General features: G+C 59.2%; 17 protein-coding genes. 13 read left to right on the forward strand and 4 right to left on the reverse strand.

The window, feature by feature from the left end:
- The 4 genes from RTI30_RS03995 to RTI30_RS04010 form a co-directional block, all read left to right on the forward strand.
- Positions 1-507: outer membrane protein transport protein (locus RTI30_RS03995; protein WP_312283375.1), on the forward strand; the 507-nt coding region annotated here is incomplete at its 5' end.
- 114 nt (positions 508-621) lie between these two features.
- On the forward strand, positions 622-1,011 hold the full coding sequence (locus RTI30_RS04000; protein ID WP_312261818.1) for a hypothetical protein: 390 nt from the start codon (positions 622-624) through the stop codon (positions 1,009-1,011).
- Positions 1,012-1,022: 11 nt separating this feature from the next.
- On the forward strand, positions 1,023-2,039 hold the full coding sequence (locus tag RTI30_RS04005) for a lipoyl protein ligase domain-containing protein (RefSeq protein ID WP_409449675.1): 1,017 nt from the start codon (positions 1,023-1,025) through the stop codon (positions 2,037-2,039).
- A 13-nt stretch (positions 2,040-2,052) separates the two neighbouring features.
- Positions 2,053-2,424 (forward strand): hypothetical protein, encoded by a 372-nt coding sequence (locus RTI30_RS04010; protein WP_312261822.1) that lies wholly within the window; start codon positions 2,053-2,055, stop codon positions 2,422-2,424.
- 33 nt (positions 2,425-2,457) lie between these two features.
- On the opposite strand, the gene RTI30_RS04015 is transcribed toward RTI30_RS04010, so the two are convergent.
- Entirely contained in the window at positions 2,458-2,781 is a 324-nt protein-coding gene (locus tag RTI30_RS04015) for a hypothetical protein (protein WP_312261823.1), read from the reverse strand.
- A 116-nt stretch (positions 2,782-2,897) separates the two neighbouring features.
- Here RTI30_RS04015 and RTI30_RS04020 point away from each other — a divergent pair, with 116 nt between their 5' ends.
- Genes RTI30_RS04020 through RTI30_RS04040 form a run of 5 tightly spaced genes read left to right on the forward strand, consistent with a single transcriptional unit; the run spans position 2,898 to position 8,926 of the window.
- Positions 2,898-3,296, forward strand: coding sequence for a hypothetical protein (locus RTI30_RS04020; protein WP_312261824.1), 399 nt, complete (start codon positions 2,898-2,900; stop codon positions 3,294-3,296).
- The gene (locus RTI30_RS04025) at positions 3,293-4,105 is read left to right on the forward strand and encodes a CbbQ/NirQ/NorQ/GpvN family protein (RefSeq protein ID WP_312261825.1); all 813 of its coding nucleotides are present in this window, start codon (positions 3,293-3,295) and stop codon (positions 4,103-4,105) included. The genes RTI30_RS04020 and RTI30_RS04025 overlap by 4 nt, the downstream gene beginning before the upstream one ends.
- 7 nt (positions 4,106-4,112) lie before the next feature.
- Positions 4,113-6,605 (forward strand): VWA domain-containing protein, encoded by a 2,493-nt coding sequence (locus tag RTI30_RS04030; RefSeq protein WP_312261827.1) that lies wholly within the window; start codon positions 4,113-4,115, stop codon positions 6,603-6,605.
- On the forward strand, positions 6,602-7,768 hold the full coding sequence (locus RTI30_RS04035; protein ID WP_312261829.1) for an acetoin utilization protein AcuC: 1,167 nt from the start codon (positions 6,602-6,604) through the stop codon (positions 7,766-7,768). The genes RTI30_RS04030 and RTI30_RS04035 overlap by 4 nt, the downstream gene beginning before the upstream one ends.
- Positions 7,769-7,780: 12 nt before the next feature.
- Positions 7,781-8,926, forward strand: coding sequence for an aldo/keto reductase (locus tag RTI30_RS04040; RefSeq protein WP_312261831.1), 1,146 nt, complete (start codon positions 7,781-7,783; stop codon positions 8,924-8,926).
- Positions 8,927-8,929: 3 nt separating this feature from the next.
- Here the strand turns inward: RTI30_RS04040 and RTI30_RS04045 are convergent, their stop codons facing one another.
- Positions 8,930-9,505 (reverse strand): TM2 domain-containing protein, encoded by a 576-nt coding sequence (locus RTI30_RS04045; RefSeq protein WP_312261832.1) that lies wholly within the window; start codon positions 9,503-9,505, stop codon positions 8,930-8,932.
- An 81-nt stretch (positions 9,506-9,586) separates the two neighbouring features.
- Between RTI30_RS04045 and RTI30_RS04050 the strand changes: the two genes are divergently transcribed.
- Genes RTI30_RS04050 through RTI30_RS04065 form a run of 4 tightly spaced genes read left to right on the forward strand, consistent with a single transcriptional unit; the run spans position 9,587 to position 12,259 of the window.
- Positions 9,587-10,522, forward strand: a complete 936-nt coding sequence (locus tag RTI30_RS04050) for a LysR family transcriptional regulator (RefSeq protein ID WP_312261834.1) — start codon at positions 9,587-9,589, stop codon at positions 10,520-10,522.
- Positions 10,519-11,274, forward strand: a complete 756-nt coding sequence (locus tag RTI30_RS04055; RefSeq protein WP_312261835.1) for a glutamine amidotransferase-related protein — start codon at positions 10,519-10,521, stop codon at positions 11,272-11,274. The genes RTI30_RS04050 and RTI30_RS04055 overlap by 4 nt, the downstream gene beginning before the upstream one ends.
- The gene (locus tag RTI30_RS04060; RefSeq protein ID WP_312261837.1) at positions 11,271-11,624 is read left to right on the forward strand and encodes a hypothetical protein; all 354 of its coding nucleotides are present in this window, start codon (positions 11,271-11,273) and stop codon (positions 11,622-11,624) included. The genes RTI30_RS04055 and RTI30_RS04060 overlap by 4 nt, the downstream gene beginning before the upstream one ends.
- 5 nt (positions 11,625-11,629) lie before the next feature.
- Positions 11,630-12,259: a VTT domain-containing protein gene (locus tag RTI30_RS04065; protein ID WP_312261870.1), complete on the forward strand. Its 630-nt coding sequence runs from the start codon at positions 11,630-11,632 to the stop codon at positions 12,257-12,259.
- On the opposite strand, the gene aguB is transcribed toward RTI30_RS04065, so the two are convergent.
- Positions 12,256-13,122 carry an N-carbamoylputrescine amidase gene (gene aguB, locus RTI30_RS04070; protein ID WP_312261839.1) on the reverse strand — a complete coding sequence of 289 codons (867 nt, stop codon included), beginning with the start codon at positions 13,120-13,122 and terminating at the stop codon, positions 12,256-12,258. The two genes, RTI30_RS04065 and aguB, sit on opposite strands and share 4 nt — an antisense overlap.
- 65 nt (positions 13,123-13,187) lie before the next feature.
- Positions 13,188-13,763 (reverse strand): thioredoxin fold domain-containing protein, encoded by a 576-nt coding sequence (locus tag RTI30_RS04075; RefSeq protein ID WP_312283376.1) that lies wholly within the window; start codon positions 13,761-13,763, stop codon positions 13,188-13,190.
- Positions 13,764-13,849: the final 86 nt, after the last annotated feature.

Genomic DNA, 13,849 nt, shown 5'->3' on the forward strand with positions numbered 1-13,849 from the left:
CTAAACTATCCGCAGCAGATCGCGCTTGGCATCGCTATTCGTCCAATCTCCCGATGGTTGGTGAGTATCGAAGGGCAGTGGATCAACTGGCATAACACATTGAACAATTTTAATATTTATGGGCCATGGCAAGGCACGGGTGTCGTTCCTCTTGGCCTGCATTGGCAAAACCAGTGGGTAGCCAACTTTGGTACCCAGTATGATGTCAATAACTGGCTACAGGTTCGCGCTGGTTATACTTGGGGCTCCAACCCGGTCCCCAACACCAGTGCGGCGATTGCTGCCAACACTATTTTCCCGGCCATCGTACAGAATGCGATCACCTTCGGTGCGACGCAAAAGTTGGGTATGGGTTGGAAGCTGACGGAAGCTTACATGCATGCGTTTAGTAACACCATGACTGGGGCTCCGGGATCTGCGCCTTTCGCTCTTGGAGATCCGCAGCAGGCAGCCTCTTCGACTTTGGCCGAAAATTCCTACGGTCTGCAGGTTGGTTACGACTTCTAATACCCCTCCTCAGGGTACCGGGGGAGGCGCAAGCCTCCCTTTTTTTGTGCCTGCACTTGCAACGCGGGCCGGCAAGCCAGACACTAGGCGGGCGGTAGGCCAACTGAGGAGCCCATGAAGACCATTCCCATTGCCGATGTCAGTACCCTCAAGAATGAACTGAACAAGTATAAGAAGGGGAAAAAGCTCGAGATTCCCCGTTTCAATCAACTTGCCCGTATGGCCTATTTGGGTAGGCTGGTAATGGCACCCCTCGATCCGGAGGATCCTGCCTGCACCGCATACCTTGTTCACGTCCAGGAACTGACTGGGCTGGCTGCACATTTCATCGAGCTCGACGAAGACCTGATCGATGGCATTCTCATCCTCGACGGGGAACAAGCCATGGCCATGGCTGATATCATGCAAAAAGGGGTGGAGGACCGCGCCCGATGGCATGAAGAGCTGAATCAGCGCGATTTTTATTTTTCGTCCTTCTATCGCCCCAAAGACCGTAGCGAGTAATGCCCTTGGCGGTGCCAAGATCACAGCAGGTGCTGCGCTGGCTCAACCTTGGTCACCTCTCGGCACTGGCGCTGCACCAAAGCTATCAGGCCTTGGCGGAGCTGCGGCGGGCGGAAGATCCGCCTTGGTTGCTACTTGCCTCCGCCGACGCGCACCTGAGCCTCGGTGCAGCGCAGACGGCGGCCGCAGAATTGGATCGCAATGCCAAGAAAAATCTAATCGTAGTGCAGCGGCCCCTTGGCGGCGGTTTGGTCTGGATCGAGCCAGCGCATCTCAATTATTTTTTGCTGGCAACCCCAAGCTCGGTACGGCGGCGCCCGGAGGATTGGTTGGAAGTCTTGGCCCCGTCGCTCTGTGCTCTCCATGCTGCCTTTGGTCTGCATGTGGAACTGGTGGCGGAGCAAGAGCTTCGCTGTGCAGGGCAGCGGATTGGCAGCACCGGCGCGGCAAGCTTGGGCAGCAGCGTGGTGCTGGCGGGCAGCTTTTTATTACGGGGAGATTGGATCTCCTTTTGTAATTCTGTTGCGGCACCCTCGCCAGACTTTCGGCAAGCCCTGGAGCGCGCCCTCGCGGCCTCCTTGCTCACTTGGGAGGAGGCGGGCGTGCTCGTTCCCTCCCATGCGCAGTTGGCCCATGCCTGGCGGGAGATATTACAGGCCGAGGGCTGGAAGATCGAAGTCGATGCCTTGCGGCCAGTGGAGCAGCAGGCGATTGCTGCCCAGGAGCTCGAGGCGGTGGACTGGGAGAGCCGAGGACGGCGACGGGTGCGCGATGGCATCAAATTGCGGGCGAGCGCCTTCTTGACGCAGCGGCATTGGCCCGAGGGCTGGCTGCGTGTTTGGACGGAAGATGGTCGGTATCGCGCGGTAGACAGCAATCTCTTTCCCGCCGAGCTTTGTTGGGCGTTGACTGGAATAGAGGCGGCATCGCCAATGTTACCGTTGTTGTTCGAGGGGTATCTGGGTACGCAAGCCGCCCTTTGGCAGCAGCGTCTGGAAACCCTCGCCGTATGGTCTGATCATCAGTAAGCAGGAGAAAGGTATGCCCAGCATCGAAGACCGTTTACGCAAGCGCTTGATCTGGATGAGCAGTGATGAAGCGATGCTAGCGGAGGTGAGGAAGAGCTTGCCGCCGGAATGGTCCCTGACAGCGGCCCTTGGGGTGGAGGACTTTGACGATTGGCAAGAAATTCTCTTGCATCGTTTTCTGGTCTTGGATCTCGACGATTCGGCAGTGGATCCGGCGGTGATCGATGAGATTCGCCGCGAGTATCAGCTCAATATACCCATTTTTTGTTATGGCGGAAGCGAGGAGCAGCGCCTAGAAGCGCGTTCGGCGCGGGCCGATCGCTTCTTTGACAAGGGAGAAATCCTGGCGCGCTTGCCGGACTTTTTGCGCCAGTTTTCTTGGTAAAGGTGCTGCCCGCCCAAGAGGCGGGCAGAGTGCTCAGCCGACCTTGGCGTGGGCTTCGGTATCGAGGAGCAGCTCGTGACTCTCGCTCTGATCCCCTGCGGTAACGGTCAGGGTAGCCACGCGCACGCCGGCATCCTTGAAGGTCAGCTCGTAAGAGAACATGCCCGGGAGTTCGACGGTGCTTTCCTTGAGGGTCTTACCCTCGCAGGTGAGGCTGACCTTGGCGCTGCCGCTGCCATCGAGCACAGCCTGAATGCGGAACGGGTGACCGACGACGCGGCGATAAACCTGCGGGTCGCGATTGCGGTTGTACTGCAGGTTGTTCAGTTTCACCATCTTGACGAGTTTCTTGCTCATGAAAGCCCCTTTTCTGCCTATAAAATCCACTGTGGATACCGATAGCTAAAACACTCGTATCCTAGACGAAGCAGAGGAAAAAGGGTAGTTTAGACGCTCAGGCGAGAGGAGTTCTCATGTACGATAAGACCTTGGCGCTGGCGCGTTTGGACGAGGCGCAAGCCCAGATCGAAGCCTTGGGGCGCCAATCCGTAGGACAAGATTTCCCCGTAAGTTTGGAACAGGGCGTGCAAATTGCCCGGCAGATTCTGCAGGTTTTGCTCACTGCTGAGCGCAAAGACTTTGCCGCCGATGCCGACCTGCTTTCCCTATGGAAGACCCTGGTCAAGGGGCAGCCGCACTGGAATACCATCCGCGATAATTGCCGCGAACTCGTCTATTACCAGAATTGCTTGGCGATGGATCGCGAGGATGCACTGCCGCCGCAGCCGGATAAGATGCTGCTACACGTCCTGCGCCATCTCTACCTGTATGCGCGCAGCCATACCGAACAGTCGTCAGAGGAGCCGTCATGAGTCAGCACCGCGACAACGCCTTGCGCTATGTGAGCGAGGAGCCCTTCTACCAACCTGTGGGCAATGAGCTGGGGGTCTTTATGGCTGCCTGGGGACGGCGCCTACCGGTGATGTTGAAAGGACCAACCGGTTGCGGCAAGACCCGTTTCATTGAGCATATGGCTTGGCGCCTCAAGCGTCCGCTAGTAACCGTAGCTTGCCACGAAGATCTTACCAGTTCCGACTTGGTGGGGCGTTTTCTGATTGAAGGTGACGAAACGGTTTGGCAAGACGGGCCACTAACCCGTGCCGTGCGGGAAGGCGCCATCTGTTACCTGGACGAAGTGGTAGAGGCGCGTACCGACACCACCGTCGTCATTCATCCTCTTACCGACCATCGTCGACATCTCCCGATCGATAAACTCGGCCAGGAAATTACCGCGCACCCGGATTTTCTCTTGGTGATTTCCTACAACCCGGGCTACCAGACAGTGCTCAAGGATTTGAAGCCCTCGACCAAGCAGCGCTTTGTGGGGATGAATTTCAACTATCCTCCCGCAGAACTGGAAAGCCAGATCGTGATGCGGGAGTCTGGCCTCGATGCCGAGCGTTCGCGCCAGTTGGTGCAGGCGGCAGCAAAGGCGCGTAATTTGAAGGATCAAGGTCTGCAGGAAGTGACCTCTACCCGTGCCTTGGTCTATGCCGGGACTTTGATGGCGGCGGGTTTGGCTCCGCTCGAAGCAATCGAGGCGGCGATCATCAGTCCGCAAACCGATGATCCAGAGCTAGGGGCGGCCCTCACCGAGATTTTCCAGACCTTCTTTGGCTGAGCGCGCCATGTCGGCAGCCACCGAGGAAATCCTCGAACACCTCGATGCCGTCAGTTTTGTAGCTGGCCGGGATGCGCGCGAGGCATTGCCTGCCGTCACGCCCCTGGGGGAAGCGGCGAGCTTGCGTTATCTCGAAGCCGGGCGGGATTTGTTTTTTTATGATCGCGAGGCGGGGAAGGCGTTTTTTCACGCAACGCCGGCCTTGGTGCAGAGCTTTGGCGGGCTGGACCCTTGGTTGGAGCAGGCGCGAGTTTTCTTGACCCAGCGCGGCACCTTTCGCGCCGCCGTGGGTTTCTTTGAGCAGGCGGCCTTGGTGCGCAAGGACTATGGGCTCGAGGGCGAAAAAATCTGGTACGAGGAGGGCGCGGCTTGGGTAGGGCGCCATGTCGATAGTGCTGCAGCCTATTTTCGTATGCCCGTGGCGCGGCTGTTTGGTACTTTTTCGGCGGCAGACTTGCGTACCTTGCTCGCGCCCGCCCGCGAGCTCGCCAAAGGACGCCTTGGGCTTGCCAGTTATCTGGAGGGGGCGGTAAAGGTCCGCGCCCTGTGCGGCCTTGCTGGTGTGGAGGATTGGGCCACCCGCGGTCGCGATATTTTGGCAGCGGGGCGAATTCGTGGCGAGGCCTGGTTTCGGTTGGAGAGCGACGAGGCGCGCGGCTTTTTACTCGAGGTGTTGCCGGGCTTCCGCACCGGCCCACACAAGCGTCTCTTTGCCCTGCTGTTACAGGCTTGGACTGGGTTGCACCTGCCCTTTGAGGACGGCGACTGGAATGTGGAAGGGGGGCGCAGCTTTCTCGAAACCGACGGACGCAGTCTTTTTGTTCCGGCGGTGATGCCTGATCGGGAAGAGGCGATTCTCGCCTTTTATCATACCGGTGCGCATTTGGCTTTCGGCAGTTACGACGAGGCGGCCATTCGCGCGCTGTTTCGCGAAATCGGTAGCGAGCATCCACCCCTCGATGCCGACCAGCGCATCACCTGGCGCCCGCTCTTTGCGCAATTTGGTGCGGATCTGCTGCGCTTTCAACTGATTTTCGATCAGCTCGAAGACCTGCGCGTGGACCTGGCAATGGAGCGGGAGATGCCGGGCTATTTGGCGCGCCTGCTGCGTGCCGCGCGCGCGCAAACGCCGCCCCCGGGTGCTGCTGGCGCCTATTGGCGGGAAGCCTTGCAACTCACCGAAGCGGCAGCGGCAGGGCGACTTCCGCCGGCGCTCGCGGCACTCGCCAGCGAGTCGGTCGGTATCGTCGACGCTTTCCGCCTGGCTCTCGAGCGTTACGCGAGCACGGATTTACCGCCCATCACCCTGGCGGAACGTGCCGCTGCCTTTCTTCCAGGGCATTCGCCCAATGCCGCCCGTCCGGTCTACCCGCGCAAATCGAGCCGGACCGAGGCGGTGGAGATGGATGCCGGAGGACAGCTCGGCGCGGCGGGGCACAAGGAAAAGCCGCGAGAGGCGCCGCAGCAGGCGGAGGGTAACGATCCCGACCTCGAAATCCCGCCCGAGGATATTCAGGGCACGGGTGGTCGCGTGGGGGTCGGCATCCCCATGCCCGCCAAGGTGCACGGCAGCGGTCGCGGCGTGCAGGGCCCCAAGGGTGGTTGGCCCTACCAGGAATGGGATTATCGCCAGCAAAAATACAAGGAAAACTGGGCGCGGGTGCATGAGCGTCAATTGCGCGAGCGGGATGAGGCGAAGGCGGTGGAGATTGCCATGGAACTCGATGGCACCATGCGCCGCCTGAAAAAAGCCCTGCAGGCGCAGAAGCCCACACGCATGGCTCCCCTGCGGCGGCAGAAGGAGGGCGAAGAGCCGGATATCGACGCCGCGGTGCAATTCGTGGTCGAGCGGCGCGCCGGGCAGAGCCCCAAGGCCAATATCTATCGTCAGCGCCGTCCTTTGCAGCGCGACACGGCGGTACTGCTCCTTGCCGATCTTTCTACCTCCATTATGGCCGAGGCGGCAGATACCGGGGTGCGCGTGGTCGATCGTCTGCGCGCAGCCATGCTGCTTTTTGGCGAAGCCCTGGTAGAAGTGGGCGACCCGTTTGCCCTCTACGGTTTTGCCAGCAAGTATCATCAAGAAGTTCTGTTGTATCCCATCAAACGCTTCGGGGAGCGCTTTGATGGACGCGCCCGAGCTCTCTTGGGTGGGCTCAGTGGTCGCTTGGCCACGCGCATGGGGGCGGCGATTCGCCATAGCACTCGACAATTGTTGCGTAGCCCCGGGCAGCGCCGGTTGCTACTGATTCTCTCCGACGGCCGGCCTGCCGATTATGACGACGGTGGCGACCCACGCTACCTGCAAGAAGATACCCGCATGGCGGTACGCGAGGCGCGGGAGCAGGGAGTTCATGCCTTCTGTATCAGTCTCGACCCCCGCGGGGGCGATTATCTACCCTTGGTTTTTGGACAAGGGCACTATTTGGTACTGCCGCATATCGATCAGTTGCCGCAACGGCTCCCGGAAATCTACCTGCGCCTACGGGGGCATGGGTGAACGAAGCGGAGCTGCTGCAGGAGCGTATCCCCCCGGGGCGCCCGGCCATTTTTGTGGGAGCGGCGCGCTACCGGCGCAATAGCTACGGCAAAAACCATCCTCTTGCCATTCCGCGGGTGTCCCTTACCCTCGACCTCATCAATAGCTACGGCGCCATGGGGCCGGCGGAATATCGCCTGGGCCGGCCCGCCAGCCATGTCGAGCTTTGGGGCTTTCATACCCGCGACTATATCCAGGCCTTTGAAAAGGCACAGTTTCGTGGTCGCGTTACCGATGATGATCGCCGTCGCTACCAGCTCGGTACCCTAGAAAATCCCTATTTTCCTGGTTTTTTCGATACCCCCAATCTTGCCACGGGATCGAGTATCCAAGCCGCCGAGTTGGTCTTGCAGGGGCAGACGGCCTTCAGCCCGGCGGGGGGAATGCATCATGCGGCGGCGCACCAGGCGCGAGGCTTTTGCTACCTGAACGATCCGGTCTTGGCGATTCAACGGCTGCGCCGGGCGGGTCTGCGAGTGCTCTACTGGGACATGGATGCACACCATGGCGATGGCGTAGAGGCGGCCTTTGTTGCGGATGCCGGGGTACAAACCGTGTCGCTGCACATGGATACGGCCTATGCCTATCCCTTTCAGGGGGGCGGATTGATGGATCAGGCGGGCGGTGCCCTGAACCTGCCGTTGCCGCCGGAAGTCAACGACAGTGAATATCGACAAGTCTTTGCCGCACTTTGGCCGCGGGTGCTGGAGGCTTTTGCGCCCGACGTGGTGGTGCTACAGGCCGGCACCGACATTCTCGCTCCCGACCCCCTCAGTAAATTTCGCGTCAGCAACGTGCTATTTTGGGAAATCGTCCAACGGATCGTTGACGAGAGCCCGCGCCTGCTGGTGCTTGGTGGTGGGGGCTATCATCCCATAGCCCTCGCTCGCTGCTGGACGGGTCTTTGGGGTATTCTCAGTGGTCGGCAACTGGCGCAAGATCTACCGGAGAGCGGGCGTAGGCTGCTCGAGCAGGTGGAATGGGAGCTCGACGACGAAGACGCTCCCGATTATACCCGACAGTTTCGTCGTCTCGATGATCTTCCCCTCGAGGGACCGGTGCGGGGCGACATTCTCGACGCTGTGCAGCTGCTGTTGCAACAGCATCCCCTTTTTACCCAATAGGAGAGTCCTGGCATGCATAGCGAAGCCGATCTCATTCCCGGCGCCGCCAATAGTCTGGCGAGCAAGCAGTACGCGGAGCGTTTCCTGGCAGCGGGTTTGCCCGAGGGACATTACAGCGATTTTCTCAACACCCGCATCAAGCTTTCCTCCCTGGGGGTGGGAACCTTTCCCGGTGCCGTCGACGAAGTGACCGACCTCGCGGTGGCGGCGATCGTCGCCCAGGCCCTGCAGTCCGGAATCAATGTCATCGACACCGGGGCAAATTATCGTTTTGGTCATGCGGGTCGTGCCGTTGGCGCTGGCATCGCCAAGGCCCTGCAGACGGGTATTCGACGCGAGGAATTTTTCGTTCTCGGCAAGGGCGGCTTCCTCACCTTTCCCGATGGCAAGCCAGAGGATCTCGATGCCTTCTTCGCCCAAGAGGTAGAGGCGAAGGGGATTGGCAAGAGGGAAGATCTGGCGCAGGGGATCCATTGCCTGAGCCCGGAGTATTTGCTGTGGCAGTTGGATCAATTACGCGCCCAGACCGGCCTTGCTACCCTCGATGCATTTTTGGTGGATCAGCCCGAAGTGCAGATCCCTGTTATCGGTAAGGAGCAGGTCTACCGCAAATTGATCGAGGTGTTCCGCGCCCTCGAGGGCGCGGTGGCCGCGGGTAAGCTGCGCTACTATGGAATTTCTACCTTCAATGCCTGCCGCGTCGAAACTGATCACCCGCTGTTTCAGTCGATGACGAGCCTACTTGGGCTTGCGGAAAAGGCGGCGGGGGAGGGCAAGCGCCATCATCTGCGCATCGTCGAGCTGCCCTTCAATGCCCTGATGCCAGAAGCCTACACCCGCTTTAGTCAGGTAACCGGGCAGGGAAATATCGCCTCTACCATTCAGGCAGCCTTCCAGCTCAAGCTGACGATCATGGCGAGCCATACCCTCGGCAAAGGGCTCCTGGGGCGAGAGGAAGTGCCGGCTTTGCAACAAGCGATGCCGGAGCTCGCCAATGCCGCGCAGCGCGCCACCCAGTTTGTGCGCTCCACCCCAGGAGTAGCGGTTGCCCTGGTGGGTATGAGTAGCCCGCTGCACTTGGCAGATTTTCTTGCCGTCGCCAAGACGCCGCCGCTGCCGCGGGAGCGCTACCTCGCCATGTTCGAGAAGGAGAAATAGAGCTCAACCCTCGTCTTTTTTGTTTTTGCGGCTAATTTCGGCAAGCAGACGCTCTTGCTCGGCAAAGGACATGCGTCGGCTTCCCGGGGTAAATCCCTTTTTTTCGACAGGTTGTCCGGTTGGGTGGCCGCCTCGCTCGCTCTCTTTGAGATTCTTGTAGGCGCGTAGCTCCTTCTCCCATTGCGCTGCCTCGTCGAGATTTTCTGGTCGCCCGCGGAAATCTTTGGGGGCCGCGGGTGCTTGCTGGGCAAACCACGCCGCCTTGCGCTGTTCGCGGTTGAAATCGCTCAACCATCTATCTATTTGTAGCAAATCCCACAGGGCGACGAGGAGAATCGCGATCGCAAGAGCCAGGGCAAAGGGCCAAGGCAGGATAAGGGCAAGAATGACCACGATGAGGCTGGTCACTGGATACGCCCAGGCAAGGGGGCGTTGCAGGTAAAAGCGGTGCAAACCAAAAACGAAGCCCAGCCAACGTAGATAGGCGGTAGCGCGCTTCTTTTGCATCTGCTGCAGACGGATTTGCACCTTCTGCAGCCCCTCACCCTGAAGGTCCAGCTTTTCCCATGCTTTCGGCACCCGCGTCCTCCTGCAATTTTCTGTTGATGCAGCCCGATATTATCCCTAAACTCTTGCAAAGTCGCGAGCGACGGGAAAATTATGGCAGACAGACGATTGCAGGTCTTTCACACGGTGGCACGCTTGTTGAGCTTCACCAAGGCAGCAGAGACCCTGCACATGACGCAGCCGGCAGTGACCTTTCAGGTCAAGCAACTCGAGGAGCAGTTCAACACTCGCCTTTTCGATCGCACCCACAACCGCATCAGCCTCACCGAGGCAGGGATGGTGGTATTCGAGTACTCCGAGCGGATTCTTTCGCTTTATGGCGAAATGTCGAACCGCGTGGGTGAAATGACCGGTGACCTGCGTGGGCACCTGCTCATCGGTGCCAGCACCACCATTGCCGAATACATGCTGCCGCGGGTGCTTGGTGACTTCAAGATGAAGTACCCCGACGTACAGGTACGGCTGCACGTGGGCAACACCGACAAGGTCGTACACATGATCGAAGACAACAGTATCGATCTCGGGCTGGTCGAAGGGGTGGTGACCAACAAGAGTTTGGCGACCCTCAAGTGCTGCATGGACAATATGATCGTCATTGCTCACTACGATCATCCCTTGGGTGAGCAGGAAAGCGTGGCGGCGAAAGACCTGCTAGATTATCCCTTCGTGTCGCGCGAGGAGGGTTCTGGCACCCGCGAGGTGACCATGGAATATCTGAGCCAAGAGGGTATCGACCCGCAGGACTTACACATAACCATGGAGTTGGGCAGCCCCGAGGCCGTCAAAGGTGCCGTGGAAGGTGGTTTGGGCATTGCAGTGGTTTCGGAGGCAACGGTGCTGAAGGAGTTGGCGCTGGGGTCGATCGTTGCGCGCCCACTCAATCCGCCGTTGGCGCGTCCCTATTTCTTTGTTTACCAGAAGCAGAAATTTCGTAGTTTGGTCATGGACGAGTTTCTCGAATTTTCCAAAGAGCGCTGCAGCAAGGATTTTCTCAGCCTGCCCAAGCAGCGCGGGGTAGTCCGTTCATGAAGCATTTTGCCGTTGTACAGCACAGTTACTCGGAGTTTCTTGGCGTCATCGAGAGCCAACTGGAAAAACGCGACATCGGCTTCAGCTATTTTCGCGTATTTCTTACCCAGGATCTGCCAAGTAGTGCCCTGACCTTCGATGCCTTGTTTTTGCTCGGTGGCCCGATGTCGCCCCTGGAGACGGAGAAATACCCTTGGCTGGAACAGGAGCTGCACACCATTGCTGCCTTTCGTAAGGCGGGGCGGCCGGTGGTAGGTTTTGGCCTGGGAGCGCTCTTGATTGCGCAGCAGGTAGGCGCCGAACTCTCCCTCGAGCCGTACCACAATGCGTATTTCACCACTGCTCACGCCACCGAAACTGGCCGGGATGACCCCCTGGCCCAGGCGGTGGATGGCCGTCAGGTGATGGTTTGGTCCCCAGGTACGGCCAAACTGCCGGATTCCGTCACTCCCCTGCTGGTGGACGACGATGGGAACTGGATCGCCTTCCGTCCGGAAGACGGCAGTGCCATGGCCTTGCTCTTTCGCCCAGAGATGAAGCCCGGCCTCATCGAAGACATCCTCATGGAGGAAGATCGCGAAACCCCAGACAATATCGGTGAGCTGCTCGCCCAGGCGCGGGAATTATGGCCGGAAATGCAAAAAACCACCGATCAGGTTCTGGTTGCGCTGGTGCGGGAACTCTCCCTGATGTCGGAGCGGCGTAAGCCGCGGGTTTTTGCTCTCAACGTGGCACCGGGAAATCCGCAATGAATGTTTACGAACGACGTTTATTGCGGTCGGCCCGCAAGTTGGACGACGCTCAGCGCGAGCAGCTGCTGGCCTTTGCCGAATTTCTCGTCAGTCGGCGCAAAGAAGTCGCGGCGGTTACGACGAGCCGCTTGGAACCCTTGTCGGTTCCAGCGCGAGAGGGAGAAACCGTCGTCGGCGCCATCAAGCGCCTGCGCGAGTCATATCATATGCTAGATGCCAAGAGTATGCTCAACGATACGGCGGCGGTGATGTCCAAACACGCCGTCGGTGGCTTACCGGCTGCCGAAGCCATTCAGGAACTCGAGGCCCTCTTTCAGCGCCACTACGAGCGCTACAGCAGCGACTTTTGACCGCCATGCTGCATCTTCTGCAGGTTTTGCTGCACTTTGATCAATGGCTTGCGGTGTTTATGCGCGAGTATGGTGCTTGGGTGTACTTGGGCTTGTTTTTGATCATCTTTACGGAAACCGGCTTGGTGATCATGCCGGTGCTGCCTGGCGATTCGATGCTTTTTGTGTGCGGGACCCTGGCTGGTGCCGGTCATATGTCGCTGGCGGTCCTGATCCCGAGCCTCCTGCTGGCGGCCGTTCTCGGCGACGCCCTCAATTATGGGATTGGTCGGCGCTTTGGTCCGGCATTATTCTCAGGCCGCTGGCGACTGCAGGCGAAGCATCTCGCCAGCACCGAGGCCTTCTATCATAGGCATGGAGGCAAGGCCGTTGTCATTGGGCGCTTCTTACCCATCATTCGCACCTTTGTGCCTTTCGTGGCCGGTATCGCGCGCATGCCGCGCCTGCGCTTCAGTGCCTTCAATCTCCTGGGTGCCCTGCTCTGGGTCGCGGGCTTGCTGCTCGCTGGCTACTTCCTGGGCCGTTTGCCTTGGGTCAAGGCTTATCTCACGCCCTTCTTGCTGCTCATCATTGTCTTGTCACTCTTGCCGGCGCTTTTTGCCTGGCTACAGCAGCGACGTCCGGTCTCGGGCTAGAAATTCTCGCCATCAAAGCTGCAGATCGGGCCGTAGAGGTCGGGGCGGCGGTCTCGGAAGAGTCCCCAGTCGACGCGCTGGCGCGCAATGGCCTCGAGATCGAGATCGGCATACACGAATCCCTCCTCGAGATCGGCCTGGGCAAGGAGCGCGCCGGTGCCGTCGGTGATGAAAGAGCCCCCGTAAAAGGTGATGCTGCTTTCTTTTCCTCGCTCCGTGCCGATACGGTTGGCAGCAAGCACCGGGACGACATTGGCGGCGGCATGGCCCTGCATGGTGCGGGTCCAATGCCCACGACTATGGACCTCGGGAGCCCTTGGCTCGGAGCCGATGGCAGTGGGGTAGAGGAGGATCTCGGCGCCCCGTAGCGCCAGGATACGAGCGGTTTCTGGAAACCACTGATCCCAACAGATCGCTGCCCCAAGGCGCCCATATCGGGTGGCAAAGACGCGAAAGCCGGTATCGCCGGGACTGAAGTAGAATTTTTCCTGATAGCCTGGGCCGTCGGGGATATGTGCTTTGCGGTAGAGGCCGAGATTTCGACCATCGGCGTCGAAAGTAATCAGACTGTTGAAGAAGGCATTACCGGCGCGCTCAAAGAAGCTCACAGGGAGGACGACGCCGAGCTCTGCGGCAAGCTGCTGCATGCGGACGAGGGCGGGATCCTCCTCTGGTGCTCGCGCGAGGGCGAAGTAATCGATCTCTTGGTCTTGGCAAAAATAGGGAGTACTAAAAAGCTCCTGCAACAAAATGACTTGGGCTCCAGCGGCTGCCGACTGCCGTACCCAGTGCTCCGCTTTATTGATGTTTGCCGTCCGATCTTCGCTAATGGCCATTTGAATGGCCGCAACGCGCACTCGCATTCTTCGCCCTCACCTTCGACCCTGCCAGCGAGGATACGTGCAGCACAGAGTGCTGACAAGGCAGCCTAGGAGAGAGGTATCTGCTCCAGTGTTGCACGCAAATCCTGGGCGTTCAGCGCGCCCTGTATTACGGTTGGGGTACCCCCGCGATGTTTTCGGTAGATCATCGCGGGAATCTCACGGCTACCCAGACTTTCCAGGATGGCAAGGTGTTGGGCGAGGATCTTTTCGCTTTGCTGATCAGCCAAGGTCTCGGGTACACCGCCAAAGTGTTCCATGTTGAATTTCTTTTCGTTTTCCAACAGCGCCGCGAGGGGATCTTTTGCCTGTAAGATGTAGGCGGCTTTGCCGGCGCTGCTTGGCGTAAGGTACCCCACCAATAGGTAGCGAACCTGCAAATGCAAGGGCTGGATCTGTTTTTGCAACTCCTTGATGAGGACGCTGCAGTAGGGGCAGTTCGGATCAGAGATGACATAGACGATGCGGCTGCCTTTGCCCTCGGGAATCCAGTGGCTCTGGCCAAGCTGCGCCCACAAGTTCGCAGATTTTGTGCTATCTGGAGCAGGTGTCGCGTTGGCAAGGCCTGGCAACAGCAAAGCAGCGGACAGCAGTAAGCTTATCCACCAAAGCCTGTACGCCATGATTTTTCGGTGCTTCGTTCGTATCGGAAGCGTCGTCTTGTGCATCGTCCATCCCCCAGAGCTCGGGTCACTAGGTTCGAAGAAAG

The organism is Candidatus Igneacidithiobacillus taiwanensis (assembly GCF_031962545.1).
In the GTDB taxonomy this organism is placed as follows: Bacteria; Pseudomonadota; Gammaproteobacteria; order Acidithiobacillales; family Acidithiobacillaceae; genus Igneacidithiobacillus; species Igneacidithiobacillus taiwanensis.

Coding starts and splice junctions, on each gene's coding strand:
- RTI30_RS04000 (WP_312261818.1), top strand. CDS start 622: ATGAAGACCATTCCCATTGCCGATGTCAGTACCCTCAAGAATGAACTG.
- RTI30_RS04010 (WP_312261822.1), top strand. CDS start 2,053: ATGCCCAGCATCGAAGACCGTTTACGCAAGCGCTTGATCTGGATGAGC.
- RTI30_RS04015 (WP_312261823.1), bottom strand. CDS start 2,781: ATGAGCAAGAAACTCGTCAAGATGGTGAAACTGAACAACCTGCAGTAC.
- RTI30_RS04020 (WP_312261824.1), top strand. CDS start 2,898: ATGTACGATAAGACCTTGGCGCTGGCGCGTTTGGACGAGGCGCAAGCC.
- RTI30_RS04025 (WP_312261825.1), top strand. CDS start 3,293: ATGAGTCAGCACCGCGACAACGCCTTGCGCTATGTGAGCGAGGAGCCC.
- RTI30_RS04030 (WP_312261827.1), top strand. CDS start 4,113: ATGTCGGCAGCCACCGAGGAAATCCTCGAACACCTCGATGCCGTCAGT.
- RTI30_RS04040 (WP_312261831.1), top strand. CDS start 7,781: ATGCATAGCGAAGCCGATCTCATTCCCGGCGCCGCCAATAGTCTGGCG.
- RTI30_RS04050 (WP_312261834.1), top strand. CDS start 9,587: ATGGCAGACAGACGATTGCAGGTCTTTCACACGGTGGCACGCTTGTTG.
- RTI30_RS04055 (WP_312261835.1), top strand. CDS start 10,519: ATGAAGCATTTTGCCGTTGTACAGCACAGTTACTCGGAGTTTCTTGGC.
- RTI30_RS04060 (WP_312261837.1), top strand. CDS start 11,271: ATGAATGTTTACGAACGACGTTTATTGCGGTCGGCCCGCAAGTTGGAC.
- RTI30_RS04065 (WP_312261870.1), top strand. CDS start 11,630: ATGCTGCATCTTCTGCAGGTTTTGCTGCACTTTGATCAATGGCTTGCG.
- aguB (WP_312261839.1), bottom strand. CDS start 13,122: ATGCGAGTGCGCGTTGCGGCCATTCAAATGGCCATTAGCGAAGATCGG.
- RTI30_RS04075 (WP_312283376.1), bottom strand. CDS start 13,763: ATGGCGTACAGGCTTTGGTGGATAAGCTTACTGCTGTCCGCTGCTTTG.